Source organism: Alicyclobacillus fructus (genome assembly GCF_017329605.1).
GTDB lineage: Bacteria > Bacillota > Bacilli > Alicyclobacillales > Alicyclobacillaceae > Alicyclobacillus > Alicyclobacillus fructus.
Map to the genome: position 1 here is coordinate 52,910 of NZ_JAFMTY010000007.1, position 14,511 is coordinate 67,420.

At 62.4% G+C, this 14,511-nt stretch carries 11 protein-coding genes; all 11 read left to right on the forward strand.

Going from position 1 to position 14,511, the window contains the following annotated elements; all coding sequences use genetic code 11:
- The first annotated feature begins 9 nt into the window (after positions 1–9).
- The 11 genes from yhbH (at position 10) to J3481_RS05150 (ending at position 14,504) form a co-directional block, all read left to right on the forward strand.
- Positions 10–1,161 carry a sporulation protein YhbH gene (gene yhbH, locus J3481_RS05100; protein WP_206882435.1) on the forward strand — a complete coding sequence of 384 codons (1,152 nt, stop codon included), beginning with the start codon at positions 10–12 and terminating at the stop codon, positions 1,159–1,161.
- Entirely contained in the window at positions 1,158–2,597 is a 1,440-nt protein-coding gene (locus J3481_RS05105; protein ID WP_206830192.1) for a SpoVR family protein, read from the forward strand. The genes yhbH and J3481_RS05105 overlap by 4 nt, the downstream gene beginning before the upstream one ends.
- Positions 2,598–2,890: 293 nt before the next feature.
- Positions 2,891–3,559 carry a type 1 glutamine amidotransferase domain-containing protein gene (locus J3481_RS05110; protein WP_206830193.1) on the forward strand — a complete coding sequence of 223 codons (669 nt, stop codon included), beginning with the start codon at positions 2,891–2,893 and terminating at the stop codon, positions 3,557–3,559.
- Between the two features lie 205 nt (positions 3,560–3,764).
- Positions 3,765–5,258, forward strand: a complete 1,494-nt coding sequence (locus J3481_RS05115) for a TIGR02677 family protein (RefSeq protein ID WP_206830194.1) — start codon at positions 3,765–3,767, stop codon at positions 5,256–5,258.
- Entirely contained in the window at positions 5,255–6,499 is a 1,245-nt protein-coding gene (locus J3481_RS05120; protein ID WP_206830195.1) for a TIGR02678 family protein, read from the forward strand. Before J3481_RS05115 ends, J3481_RS05120 begins: the two co-directional genes overlap by 4 nt.
- On the forward strand, positions 6,459–10,550 hold the full coding sequence (locus J3481_RS05125) for a TIGR02680 family protein (RefSeq protein WP_206830196.1): 4,092 nt from the start codon (positions 6,459–6,461) through the stop codon (positions 10,548–10,550). The genes J3481_RS05120 and J3481_RS05125 overlap by 41 nt, the downstream gene beginning before the upstream one ends.
- A complete protein-coding gene (locus J3481_RS05130) occupies positions 10,547–11,842 on the forward strand; it encodes a TIGR02679 family protein (RefSeq protein WP_206830197.1) in 1,296 nt (431 codons plus the stop codon). Before J3481_RS05125 ends, J3481_RS05130 begins: the two co-directional genes overlap by 4 nt.
- 72 nt (positions 11,843–11,914) lie before the next feature.
- Complete coding sequence (locus J3481_RS05135) at positions 11,915–12,529, forward strand: trimeric intracellular cation channel family protein (protein WP_206830198.1); 615 nt, start codon at positions 11,915–11,917, stop codon at positions 12,527–12,529.
- A gap of 155 nt (positions 12,530–12,684) precedes the next feature.
- Complete coding sequence (locus J3481_RS05140) at positions 12,685–13,056, forward strand: TIGR02328 family protein (protein ID WP_236011221.1); 372 nt, start codon at positions 12,685–12,687, stop codon at positions 13,054–13,056.
- 18 nt (positions 13,057–13,074) lie between these two features.
- A complete protein-coding gene (locus J3481_RS05145; RefSeq protein ID WP_236011223.1) occupies positions 13,075–13,224 on the forward strand; it encodes a hypothetical protein in 150 nt (49 codons plus the stop codon).
- A 62-nt stretch (positions 13,225–13,286) separates the two neighbouring features.
- The gene (locus J3481_RS05150) at positions 13,287–14,504 is read left to right on the forward strand and encodes a glycosyltransferase (RefSeq protein WP_206830200.1); all 1,218 of its coding nucleotides are present in this window, start codon (positions 13,287–13,289) and stop codon (positions 14,502–14,504) included.
- The last annotated feature ends 7 nt before the right edge of the window (positions 14,505–14,511 follow it).

Genomic DNA, 14,511 nt, shown 5'->3' on the forward strand with positions numbered 1-14,511 from the left:
GGGGAGACCATGGTCGACTTCACACTGCAACGCGAAGACTGGTCACTCCACCGCAAAGGGCACATCGATCAAGAGCGCCATCGTGAAAAGGTGCGCGAGGCGATTCGCGAACATCTCGCCGATCTCGTCAGCGATGAGAGCCTGATCATGTCGGACGGGAAGCAGATTATCAAGATTCCCATCCGGTCCCTCGAGGAGTATCGCATTCGGTACAACTTTCAGAAAGGAAAGCACGTCGGCAGCGGCTCCGGCGACACCGCCGTGGGCGACCACGTCGCCCGCGGCCCGCCGGACGCCGATGGGCAACCCGGTCCGGGTCAGGGCGAGGGAGCCGGTTCGGAGCCGGGCGTCGACTACGCCGAGGCGGAAGTCACGCTGGAGGATGTCCAGCAGGAGTTGTTCCGCGAACTTGAACTTCCCGACCTCGCGGAAAAGGACGAAGCGGATATGGTCGTCGACACCGTGGAGTTTCGCGACGTGCGCAAGAAGGGCATCACCGCGAATATCGACAAAAAGCGGACGCTGCTTCAGGCCCTGCGCCACGCCAAGAAGGACGATCGCGTGGTCATCACGCCCGACGACCTGCGGTACAAGACTTGGGAGACCATTGTCAAACCCGATTCGAATGCGGTCATCCTCGCCATGATGGACCTGTCGGGATCGATGGGCCTATTTGAAAAGTACTGTGCGCGGACCTTCTTCTTTTGGATGACGCGATTTTTGCGCACCAAATATGCGAACGTGCAGATCCGGTACATCGCGCACCACACCGAGGCGCACGAGGTCGACGAGGAGTACTTCTTTACCAAGGGCGAGAGCGGAGGCACCATCTGTTCGTCCGCGTATCAATACGCCCTGGACATGGTGAATCGCGAGTACCCGCCCGAGCGGTACAACATCTATCCGATTCATTTCTCGGACGGCGACAATCTCACGTCGGATAATGAAAAGTGTGTTCAACTGGTGAAGGATCTGTCGAGCGTGTCCCGCATGTTCGGGTATGCGGAGGTCAACCAGTACTCTCGTTCCTCGACCCTGATGAGTGCGTATGGGAAGCTGCAAATTCCGCGCTTCCGGACCTACGTGATTCGGGATAAGTCGGAGATCTACGGTGCCCTTCGCCACTTCTTTTCGCAGCAGCAAGGGGTGAAGAGCGCATGACCCAGCAGGAACTGGCGGAGCTCGAGCGCTCCATTGAGCGAATGATGGATCTCGCTCGGGCGTTCGGGCTCGATTTCTATCCCATGCGATTCGAAGTCTGCCCGGCCGACGTGCTGTACACGTTTGGGGCGTACGGAATGCCGACCCGGTTCCACCACTGGTCGTTTGGAAAGACGTTCCACAGGATGAAGCTGGATTACGATCTCGGCTTGAGCCGAATCTATGAGCTTGTCATCAATTCCAATCCATGCTATGCCTTTTTGTTGGACGGGAACACCTTGTTGCAAAACAAGACCGTGTGCGCTCACGTGCTCGGTCACTGCGATTTCTTCAAGAACAACGCGGCGTTCCGCCATACGTCCCGCGATATGGTTGAACGTATGGCATCGAGCGCCGAGCGCATCTATCACTATGAACTCGAACACGGCCGGCGGCACGTCGAGGAGTTGCTGGACGCCGGCCTCGCCATCGCCGAACATGTCGATCCTTCGGAAGAAGGGCGCAATGCCCGGCGGGCCTCCAAGGAGCGCATGTACCGCCAGCGCCTCGGGCAACGCCCGCAGTCGACGCGCAAGGTGCGGGAACCAGGGCCGTACGACGATCTGTTTGAACTCGACGGCCCGCTGCCCCAACCAGCGGAAGAGTTCATCCCGACGCGCATCCTGAACAAAGACGTCATGCTGTTCATCATTGAAAACAGCGATGCGTTGGAAGAGTGGGAACGGGACATTCTCTCGATGCTGCGTGAGGAGATGCTCTACTTCTGGCCTCAGCTCGAGACGAAAATCATGAACGAAGGGTGGGCGACTTACTGGCACTTGCGCATCATGCGCGAGATGGATCTGTCGGACGAAGAGGCGGTCGAGTTCGCCAAGATGCACTCGGGCGTCGTTCTGCCCTCGCGGACCAGCATCAATCCGTATCACGTGGGTCTCGCCATTTGGGAAGACATCGAGCGGCGGTGGAACGAGCCGACGAAGGAAGAACAGGAGCGCTACGGCAGGCGCCCTGGGGAAGGCCGGGAGAAGATGTTCGAGGTTCGCGAAGTCGAGACGGACGTCTCCTTCTTGCGCAACTATCTGACCAAAGACCTGATCGAGAAACTGGACCTGTACGTCTATCAGAAGGTCGGCAACGACTGGCGCGTCGTGGAGAAAGACTGGGAAAAGGTGCGAGACGCGCTCGTCGCCTCGCGGATCAATGGCGGAATCCCAGTCCTGTACGTCGAGGACGGGGACTACCGGCGCAACGGGGAATTGCTCATTCGACACGCGTACGAGGGCATGGAGCTGGACCTTCGCCATCTTGAAAAAACCCTGCCCTACTTCTACCGCCTGTGGGGGCGGCCGGTACACCTGCAGACCGTCGTCGAAGGGCGAGATGTGACCTTCACCTATGATGGAAAAAAGGTGCAGAGATCGTTCGCGAAAGATTGACGGCCCACGCGCCGATACGCTACTCGTCAGGGCCCCTGCCCCGCCCGATGGGCGGGGCTTCGGCATGTCGGTGGTGGCACCATCCGCCCGCCAACGGCGCTGAGGTCTGGCGGATGGTTGCGTTGCCTTTCGACGAGGTGGTGCAACGGTGCATGCGTCCAGGAGAGAGCGGCTGGGCATCACTCGCATCAGCCGCTCTCCGTTCGGTCACCCTGAGACGGTCAGCGCGATTTGCACTCAGAAAGAAAAACTTCTAAGATGTAATCGACTATAAAAACGGAAGGGTGAGCGAGATGGCCAAGAAGGTCCTCATGGTCGTCACGAGCGCGGATCAGATGACCGACGGACATCCGACCGGTCTTTGGTTGTCCGAGTTCGCCGAACCGTACACCGAGTTTAAGAAGGTTGGTTACGACATCACCGTGGCGAGCCCGCGCGGAGGGCAAGCGCCCATCGACGAGCGCAGCGTCCAAAACGGCGAACTCCATCAATGGCCCGAGGCCGTCGAGGTTCTGAAGCAGACCGTTCCTCTTTCGCAGGTGTCGGCTTCGGATTACGACGCCATCTTCCTGCCCGGCGGTCACGGCACCATGTTCGATTTTCCAAACAGCGCCGAACTGCAGGCGCTCATACGCGCGTTCGCCGAGTCCGGCAAAGTCGTCGCAGCCGTATGCCACGGTCCGGCTGGATTGGTCAACGTGCGGCTTTCGAACGGCGAGCCGCTCGTCAAGGGCAAACGAGTCACGGCCTTCACGGACGAGGAGGAGCGGGCCGTCAAGCTCGACGACAAAGTTCCCTTTATGTTGGAGACGAAGTTGCGCGAGCTAGGCGCGCAGTTTGTGGCTCAGCCGATGTGGGCCGATCACGTCGAACGAGACGGAAACCTCATCACCGGTCAAAACCCGCAGTCCGGGATCAGCGCTGCAAAAGCTGTCATCCAGGCGCTCGAGGCGTCGCGCTGACGCGGTTTGCGTTTTCTAGGCATCCCGCCCCACAGATCCTCGCGTGGGGGCGGGATTTTTTTACGCCTGCGCCCGTTGTTACGGAGCCAAACGTTTTCTCATCCTCACCGCTTTCCGGACAACCCGTTCGCTCCATGTCCTCGGGAATGAGGTAAGATGTGAGGCAAGGATGGTGGATGGAGCCCGTCCCCTTGGGGGTGAGCGTTTGCCAAACATCGGCCCAGAACATCTGAAGCCCTTGTCCGAATTCAAATACCTCAACGCGGAGAACGTTTCGCGTTATCGTCTGATCATGCGCGTTTTCTATGAAAATCACATGAAGCTTCGCTACTGGCTTCGCCCCTTGGACGTTCACGGCGCCGTGCTCGAAACGGGCCTCATCCAGGACTACACCCTGGAGCAGTGCGAACAGGATCTCCAGGTGTTGCACGAGTGGGGCAACCTGGAGTGTCAACAAGACAAGGCCAAATCCACAAGCATCGAGGAATTCAAGAAAAGGCGATTTCGATATCAGATGACCGCGGCGGCGGTCGAGATCGAGCGACTGTTGGAATCGCTGAAACGGGTGCAGGGATATGGCGGCGAACTCGACGCCGGGCCGCTCGAAACCATTCTGCAACGCCTGCGAGACGTGCGCGATCGCGGCACACAGATGCCTCCCGCCGAGGCCTTCGCGCTGTGGAAGGAACTCCAGGACCGATTTCGGAAGCTGCACGAGAACGCCGTCGACTACTATGCGCAGATCTCAAGCACCAAGGCAGAAGCCCTCATGCAGACGGCGGCGTTTCTCACCTTCAAAGAGGACTTGCGCCGCTATCTTCAGCGGTTTGCGCTCGGGTTGCAACAGTTCGGCGCGCACATCGAAGGCATGCTTCGGGCGCTTCCTGCCGAAACGGTTGAGGCTTTTCTTGAGCGCGTCACACGCGGAGAAATGGAGATTCCGAATCTGGAGGATGCGCGCGATTTCGACGAGCGCATCGCCGCGCACCGGGAGGAGTGGGCTTCGTTTGTGGCCTGGTTCTTGGGTTCCGACAGCGACGAGAGCGAGGTCGTGAAACTGGAACGGGCGACGAAAGAGGCCATCGGCCGCGTGGTTCGGCAGGCGCTGGCGCTGCAAGAGCAGGCGCGCGCCGGGGTCAGCCGGAGACGCGATCTTGCTTACCTCGCGCAGTGGTTCATGCGCCTGGACTCCATAGAGGACGCCCACCGCCTAGGAGCGGTCGTCTTTGGCCTGTACGTGCCGCGCCACTTTCAGGGAGAACCGCCGCGATCGACGGACTCGGCCGATTGCTCCATGTGGGAGGAGACTCCCTTGTTTCGCGCGCTGTCGCCCAAAACGCGCGGGCCGCGGCAGCGACTGGCCATCTCGCCCGTCCGGGATCGCGCGGTTCAAAAGGCCAGGGCCATGGAGGCGTGGCGCGCGTCGCAGGCCAGCGCGCGCGACCTCGAGCGCAGGTGGCTCCGGGAAGGGACGTTTGCCATTTCGGATTATGAGCAGCTCGAGCTTGAAGATCGCCAGCTGTTGCTGCAGTGGATCAGCCGGGCGCTGGCGAGACCCAATCACCGATTCCGCCATGCGGAGGGTTTTCAAATTCGCGTCGAACTTCCGCCGAAGGGAGATCGTCACCGCATTTCCTTCCCGGACGGTGAGATGGAAATGCCCAATTTTCGCTTTCATATCTGGAGGGAAGGACCGTGAGGCGAACGCGTTTGCGCGATGAGCGCGCCGAACTCCAGGAGGCGGCCCGCATCCTCTTGTCGCGACCCTGGGTCACGAAACAGGGGCAACCGGAAGAGTATCGGCTGATCTATCGTCACCAGGACGCGTTGCGCCAATGGTTTCAACGGATGGCGGGCTGGGCTCTGGTCGTGACCACGGAGATGGCCAAACTCGAGAAGCAGCCGGCTGTGCATCAGCCGTGGATGCGGATCCCGGAGTTTCTTCACCCGCGCGACTATGCGCTGTTTGCCTATGCGCTCTGGTTCCTCGAGGGACTCCAGCGCGACGAACAGTTTCTATTGTCCGATCTCATCGACGCCATCGGTGAGGAGGCGCTGAGGAACGGCGTTCACTTCGACTGGACGAGCTATGAGCATCGCCTGTCCATGGTTCGCGCACTGAAAAAGTTGCGCGATCTCGGCGTGCTTCAGGCGGTCGACGGCGAAGAGATGGGGTGGGCGCGCGATGAGAACCAGAACGTGCTGTACGAGGCGACGCGCGTCTCTCGCTACGTGATGAACCGATTTCCGCGCGACTTTGCGTCCTATCAGACCATTGATGAGCTGTACGAGGCGGACACTTTCATCGGCGCGGACGGATCGACCGAGCTCGAATCGTGGGCCGCGGCGCACAGACGACACCGCGTGATTCGAAGGTTTCTCGTGGAGCCGGTCGTGTACGACGCGGATTTCTCGGACGATGAGCGGCGATACGTCCAGACGCAGCGGAGTTTCCTTGTGGACCGCATCGAGCAGGCGACGGGGCTCGTGGGCAGGCGGTTCCGCGAGGGCCTCCTTTTCACCTGGACCGAATCGACCAGCGAATTCGAGCTGTTCCCAGGGGACTCGACGCTGTCGGACGTATGCCTCTTGGTCGCCCATGCGCTGGTGCAACGCGTGCGCGCAGGGGATGCTTCCATCACGCCGGCTGACGACGGGCGATACCACATGCCGCTCACGGGGCTGGAGGCGGTCGTGATGGAACTTCGCGAGCGACACGCCGCCCGCTGGTCCAAGGAGCTCCGCGAGAAGGGCATTGCAGCCCTGACGCGCGATTTGCTCACGACGATGGCAGAATGGCGGTTCGTGCATTGGGACGGCGCGGACGTGTGGCTTCTTCCCGCGCTTTCGCGCTACGTCGGCGCGTACATGACCGATGGCCACGAAGAGGAGGGGGCTCATGCCGGAGCGATACCGATTGTCCCGAGCGGGACTGTTTAATTTCTGGTTGTACGATGACGAGGTGCTTGAGTTCGATCACGGCCGACTGTTGCTGCGCGGTCCGAACGGCGCCGGGAAGTCCGTCACCATGCAGTCGCTTCTGCCGCTCGTCCTGGATGGCGACAAGCGGCCGGTGCGGCTCGATCCATTCGGGTCGCGGGACCGCAAGATCGAGTTCTACTTGCTCGGGGACGATCAGAGCGGAGTGCAGGATCGGATTGGCTACCTGTGGCTCGAGTTTGTGCGCGGCGAGGGAGTTCAGGCGGCTTATGTGACCGTCGGGATCGGGCTGCGAGCGACCCGCGGGCGCGCCTCGGTGCAGTTCTGGGGGTTTGCCGTCACCGATGGACGCCGGGTGGGCAAGGATTTGGTCCTGTACGACGAATCGCTCTATCTCAAAGAGGGCCAGAAATACCCCCTGGATCAGGCAAGATTGAGCGAGGTGTTGGGACAGGGTGGCCAGGTGGTGCGGTCGCAAGAGGAGTATCAGGCCCTCGTCAACCGGCTGCTGTTCGGCTACCGCGACATCAGCGCATATGAGGATCTTCTGAACCTCATGATTCAGGTCCGATCGCCGAAGCTGTCCAAGGAATTCAAACCGTCCACCATGTACGAGACGCTGTACAGCGCGCTTCCTCCCGTCGGAGAAGAAGAGCTCGCGTCGCTCGCCAATATGCTCGAAGATTTGGATGAGCATGCGGCGAACCTGGAGGAGACGGTGCAACACCGCACGTACGCGGAACAGCTGCACCGCGCGTACGACCGCTACAATCGCGTCGTGCTGTTTCAGAGGGCGCGCGCCGCGCATGAGGCGCTGAAGGCGGAGGACGAAGCGCAGGATCAAGTGCAGGCGGCGCAAAACGACTTGGGCGATCTCGTCCGCCAGCTCGGCGATCTCGAGCGGGAGATGGCGGAGGTCCAAGAGGGTGAGCGCCGCGCCGAGGCTGAGCTCGAGGCACTCGAGCATTCCGAGGCGATGGGCATCCAAAAGGAGCTCGAGCGGATTCAGGAGCAGGTGGAAGATCTGGCGAAGCAGGAGGCCCGCGCCCAAGAAACGCTTCGCAAGGTCGAGCAGGAGATCCGGGACAAAGAGGAACGACTGGATGGCGTCGAGGCCGAACGGGCGGAGAGGGCTCGGCGTATCGCATCTCAGCGGGAGACGCTGGAGGAACTTGCGGATGCGGCGGAATTTGTGGGGCACGCCGTGTACGCAAGTGCCGATGGCGAAGTGTACCCCGACGAGATATTCAGGCAATGGCTCGCCGAAGTAAGCCGGCATGATGAGCGCCTGGAACGTGCCATCTCACTGGGGCAGGAGGAACTCAAAGCCCGCGAGCGGATGGTCGAGGTCGAGCGGGCCATGGGTGAGGCCGCCAAGCAGCGGGACGCGGAAGAGGCGAATCTGCGCGCGGCCGAAAGTCGGATGGAGGAAGCCATCCAAGCGCAAGAGGACGCCGTGTTTCGCTGGTATCAAGGGCTTGTCGCTCTTCCCGCGACGGATGAGGTATGGCGGGCGTCGTTGTACGCTTTGCGAGAGTATCCGGCGACGACCTACGAGGACGTGATGCGCCCGTTCCGCAGGGTGCACGAGGAAGCCGTGATGGCGGTGACCGAACGGCAGTCCGAACTCCGCGCGGCCATGGAACAGCGCGCTAAGGCGAAGCGCGAGCTGGAGCAGGAGCTCGCAGCGTGGCGCGATCGCAAAGATCCTGAGCCATTGCGAAGTGAGGCGCGGGCCGCTTCGCGCAAGCGCCGGCAGATGGCGGGCGGTGTAGGCGCGCCGCTCTACATGGCGTGCGAGTTCCACGACGGCGTGGATCCCAGGACGCAGGCGGCCTTGGAACGTGCGCTGGAAGCCGCTGGGCTCATCGATGCGTGGATCTCGCCCGTGCCGCCCGACGTGGAGCCGGGAGAAGAAGAGGTGTGGATTGCACCCCGGCCTGCGCTTTGGGGTTACACGCTCGCCGACTTTTTGCGGCCGATGGTTCCCGAGGGTTCTGGGCTCACGGCTGCCGATATCGAAGACGCCCTGCGCACCGTCGTGATCGGAGAGGAGATGGAGGTTGGCCAGGCCGCCGTTTCGCCGGACGGACGGTATCGCATCGGGCCGCTCGTGGGTCACGTCGACGAAAAGCCGCAGGCCGAATGGATTGGCTACGAGGCGAGGCGGCGCACCAAACGCGCGCGGATCGAGGCCCTTGAGGCGGCCATTGCGGATGTGGAGGCCGAGATCGCGCGCATCGCAGCAGACATCGACGCAGCGGGCCGCCATCGCACACAGCTCGACGAGGAGTGGAGGGCGTTTCCGCCTGAGGATCCCCTGCGCCGGGCACGGGACGAGGTCGATCGCGCCAAGCTGCGCCTGGACGAGGCGGTTCGGGCCCTTGCGCGGCAGACCGAGGTGTATCAGAATGCGCGCGCGGATTGGCGTCTTCGCGAAGAGGCCTGGCTGGCGGAGCGCTCTGGATGGACCAGATGTTCGCAGCTCGACGATTTTGTCGAAGCTCGGAGGCAATTGCGGACGTATCGGGACGAGCTGCATCTTTTTCGCAGCTTGCAAACGGAATATGTCGCCCTCAGCCGCGAAGCGGAACAACTGATGAACTTTCTCAAGGAGGCGCGAGGGCGGGCGGACGATGAGCGGCAGAACCGCCTGGAGATTCGGCAAAAGCGAGAACGCCTGGATCGGAGCGCCGCGGCGCTCAGGGAACAGCTGAAGGCGCTTGGCGTGATCGACCTGTACGAGCGCCAGCGAGCGCTGCGCGGGCGCAGAGAAGCGTTACGGAAGCGGGCCGAGGAACTCAGGAGGACGCGGCAGACGTTCGACGAGAAGAAGGGCATGGCGACCGAGCGGCTCGAGCAAGCGCAGCGCGCGCTCCGGGCCCAGGAGGAGGAAGTGCAGCGCGCGCTTCAGGCGCTCGCCCGAGAATGGGCGCTTGGACTTGTGGACGGCGTCGCGGAGGATCTGCGCGAACCCGCGGGTAGGCAGGCTCTGACCCGCTTGGCGCACGTGCTGTACCGCGAACTCCGGCATCCTTACGGCTCGGAGAACGAGGGAAGCGCGCTCAGCCGCATGAGCGACGAGATCGAAAAAGCGCGCAACGCGTTGGTGGACTACGCCATCGAGGGGATGTACGACGAGGAACTGGGCCGTTTGATTGTGCGCTCCGTGCGGGATCGCAACCGGCCCTTGACGCCGTTTTCGCTGTGGCAGGACCTGTTGCGCGTCGAGCAGGAACAGCGACTGTATATTGAGGATCGCGAGCGAGAGCTGTATGAAGAGATCTTCATGCGGAGTGTCGGCCGGGCCATCCGCGACAAGATCAACCGGGCGGAGGCGTGGGTGCGCCAGATCAACCGGTTTATGTCGCAGAGACAGACGTCAAACGGGTTCGTGCTGTCGCTCGAGTGGCGGCCGCGCCCGGCGCAGGACGAAGGCGAGATGGACGTCGATCGGCTGGTCAGCCTTCTTCGCAAGAGCCCTGAACTCATGCTGCCGGAAGAAACGGAGGATATCATCCGTCACTTCCGCGCTCGTATCGAGTACGCGCGGCAGCAGGCGGAAGGCGGGGGATCGTTCCGCGAATGGATTCACGATCTGCTTGACTATCGCCAGTGGTTTGAGTTTCGCCTTTATTACCGAAAGGCAGGCATGGTGTCCCGCCGAGAGCTGACGGACTCGCAGTTCAACGTCCTGAGCGGCGGCGAGAAGGCCATGGCGATGTACATTCCGCTGTTTGCCGCGGTGGATGCGCGACTGAGCGACGCGCGCGAGGACGCGCCGCGCATCGTTTGCCTGGACGAGGCGTTTGCCGGCGTGGACGACGACAACGTGCGCGACATGTTCGCGCTCATCGTGTCGCTGGACTACGACTTTGTCATGACAAGTCAACAGCTTTGGGGCTGTTACGACACGGTGCCGTCGCTGTCCATCGTCGAGGTGCATCGACCGCAGGACGCGGATGTCGTGACGCTCATTCGCTTCCGATGGAACGGCCAGACCCGCGTGCTTCTGGATCCCGAGGTCGAGGAGGCGGTACGTCTTTCATGATCGATGCGGAGAAGACGGAGGCCATTCGGGCCGCGCTGATGAAACCCGGACTCTCGAGGTTGTGGCAAGCCGTGCGGGAAAAATACGAGATCATCGGGCGCGCGGGAGGAAGTGTCACCCTCTCCGATGCGACGCCGGAGGAGCAAGAGGACATTGGGGCGCTTCTCGGTGTCAATCTGTTTGGGGAGACGCGTATCAAGGTCTCGCTCGCGAAGCTCGAGTCGGCACTCCTGCGGTCGAGGTTTGCCATCCCACTCTCCGACGCGCTTGCCGCCCTTTACGGCAGCGTTCCGACGCGGAATGATTTGCGGGAGATGCGAGCGCGCGCCGCACGCGCTTTTTGGTCGCATCTGGAGGCGGCGGCCAGCGACGTCCTTCCTTGGCTCCAGTCCATGCGGCAAGGGCGGGCGCCGGGGAAGGGACTCATCGCCGAGTGGAAGAAGCTGTTTACGGAAACGGGCCGGGTGAGGCCGCTTGAGGAACTTCTTCCCGTGCTTCGCGCGCTCGAATCGCCGCCAGATCCCCCCGTTCGCCTGGCGATTCTGTCCGCCCGCTATCTCGGCGATCCTCACGCGCTCGATCGCCCGAATCCCTCGGGCCGAGCCTTGTTCGCGTGGTTGTGCTGGCGGTATGGCGGGGCGGACGACGAGGCGGATCCCGCCGACATCGCGGATGGCGCGGTCCAGGACGAGGGCACGTCCGAAGCGGCCCGAGCCCTGTACCAGCGCGCAGGCATTCGCATCGACGACGTGAGTCCCGTGGTCCACGTCGCCCACTGGCCGGGGATGCGAGAAGGCCCGATGGCCTTCACGCTCGCGTCGCTCGAAGGTGTCTCTTTGGATTCGATGCCGCCGCGCGTGTGGGTCGTCGAAAATCCCGCGGTTTTTGCGGAGTTGGCCGAACGCTCCACGTCCCTCATCGTCTGTTCCTACGGATGGCCCAACGCGGCCGTCCTTCGCCTGCTCGATCTCGCCACGTCCGCGGGCTCCGAGCTCTGGTACAGTGGGGATTTCGATCTCGGCGGCCTGCGCATCGGACGGTCCCTATGGCAGCGCTATGGCCCGCGGTTCGTGCCCTGGCGGTTCGACGCCTCGACCTACCGAGCGCTCGCGTCATCCGGGCGAACGCCCATTTCGGAAGATGAGAAATCTCAGCTTGGCCGCCTCCAATCGACCCTGTGGGATCCCGAACTGGCGGCCATGATGCGGGCGCGTGGTGTGAAGTTGTTTCAGGAGCAGTTTGTCGACCTGCTTGTCGAGGATGCTGGCGCGGCGGCCATGTCTCCGCGTTGAGGGCGCCCGGGTTCATGCGCTCCCTGGCGCTTCAACAGCTTGCACAAGGAGGAATGCCCCATCGTATGGAGCGTGCTTAACGTCGTCGGCACGATCGCGTTCGCCTTGAGCGGTTCGATCGTCGCCATGGAAGAGCGGTACGACTGGCTCGGCGTGTATGTGCTTGGCTTTGTCGCCGCGTTCGGCGGCGGTATGATCCGCAACCTCATCGTCGGGCTGCCGGTTGCGCAGATTTGGCATCAGCCGGTGCTGTTTCTGACGGCCGCCCTGACGATCACGGCCGTGCTCATCCTGCCGTACGGGTTCGTGCATCGTTTTCGCCGGATCGTCAGCTTTTTCGATGCCATCGGCCTCGCCGCGTTTGCCGTCGAAGGGGCGATGTACGCGTACCGCGCCCACAGCACGTTTTTGACCACGGTCGTGGCGGCGCTGATGACGGGCATTGGCGGAGGATTGATCCGCGATCTCCTCGCGTCCAGAAAGCCCCTCGTCTTTCAGGCCGAGATTTACGCCATTTGGGCGATGCTCGCGGGCGCCGCGGTGGGGCTCGGGCTCATTCGCTCGGCCTGGCAGGAGTACCTGCTTTTTGCTCTGGTCGCGGCGTTGCGCATCATGTCGGTCCGTTGGAATTGGCACCTTCCCCGCACCGGGCCGCCCGAGGAGCCCATGACCGGCGTCGGGGCGTGAGTCCGCCGGACGACATCGCCCGATGCCCCCTGCCTCGACGGCGGGCCGCCGAAATCTCAAAAATTCCTCAAGAAAATTTCAAGGTTGGACAGGTAAGCTGTCGGAGAGGGCGATTGCCCCCCAACAGCGCCATGGCCGCCAGGCGAAGGGAAGTCATGGCCGTGCGCCTCTGGCATGAAGCGCTGATTCGCAGGCTGCCTCGCGCGCAGCTTTTGGGTCAACATCGCGAGTGCTGCGCCCTCCGCGGCCTCGGATGGAATCGGCCTCACGCGACGGTGAATTACGTGTTTCAGCATCCTTACGAGTATTTGGTTCAATACCATCAACTGGTGATGGACGAAATGGAGCGCCGGGGATATCAGGTCGATCCTGCATGGCGCGATCCGCGATATCGCGGGAAGCGGGCCCCGCTCGCGGACGTTGACCCGTCTCGCTATTCCTCGTCGTCACCGGTCTACCCGGAGCACGACGACAGGTATCTGGCCGATTGTCTCGAAAACCTACGGCGCAAGGGTATCGTGCTTTGATGCGCGGAGGTTTTCGGGATGTCGTGTCCTGGATGTGAAGTCTGGCAAGGCGGCGTCACGCTGAGGGTCCTCCTTGAACTCGGCTACACATGGCAACAGGGTTACCTGTACGCACGGCCTTCTCTCGAGGTGCCGGACGGGTCCATCGCGTGGCTGCCGCGGGCGTGAGTTCCGGCAGCGGAGCGTTTCGCTATACTACGGATGTATCTTTCGGACAGGGGGAACGTCCGTTGCCGACTGGAAAGCCGACTGTTGCGGTGATTTCGTATCACGCGCCGCCCGTCTTGAACGCTGAATCGATTCTGGTGTGGAAGACGCTCAAGGTGCTGAGAACCTGGTTTCATTTGCGTCTGGTCACGGCGAGCGTCCCGTCAACCGATACGACGCTTATGCTCCCGGACGACATCGAGGTCGAACGGCTTCCCACCTGGATGCCATCCGCGTACAAGCCGCGCCGCGCCGTGGAAAAGATCCTCGGGCGTTTTGCAGACGAGGCGTGGCTGTGGGCGAGACAAACGCCTTCGTGCATGGCCGCCCCTGTCGATCTCCTTTACAGCCGATCGCAGCCGGGTGCGAGTCACCTCCTGGCGTTGCGCTGGAAGCTTCGGACGGGCCGCCCGTGGATCGCGCAGTTCAGCGATCCTTGGGCGCACAACCCGTACCACGCGGGCCGCACGGCGAGGCGCAAGGCGTTTGACGAGGCGAACGAGCGCGCGGTCGTCGCGAAGGCGGACGCGTTGGTGTTTCCCACGCGGGAGATCCTCGAGCAGTACGTGCACCTGTATCCGCAGTTTGCCGTCGCGGAGAAGTCGATCGTCCTGCCTCACCACTTCATGCCAGACCTCTACCCGGAGCGCGTGGAGCGGCCGGCCGAGATCGCGGACAAGATGGTCTTCGCCTATCTCGGCGACTTCTACGGGCAGCGCTCGCCGGAACCGTTTCTCGTGGGGCTGGCGAAGGCGCTGGAGGTGCGCCCGGAGATGCGACAACGGGTGGCCGTGGAGTTTTATGGCAACGTCGAGTCGAAGTTCGAACCGCTTGTGGCGCGCGCGCCCGTGCCCATCCGCAAGGGGCGCGTGTCGTATCTCGACAGCCTCGCGCGCATGCGACAAGCGGACGTGCTGCTGCTCATCGACGCGCCATCCGCCACAGGGCGCAATCCTTTTTTGGCGTCGAAGCTCATCGATTATTTGGGTGCTGGAAGGAAAATATTAGGGATAACGGACACGGAAGGGACTGCCGCGGACATCCTCCGCCATCACGGCCATCCCGTGGTGAGCCCGCGGGATGCGGGCGGGATCGCCCAGGCCATCGTCGAGATGATGGACGCGTACGATCGCGGCGAGTCCTTTTCGGTGCCCGTGCCCATGGCGTATTCCAGCGAAGAGGTCGTCGGAAAACTCGCGGCTCACATGGAGCGTCTGTTGGGGGAGACACATGTGAAGTGAGGGTGAG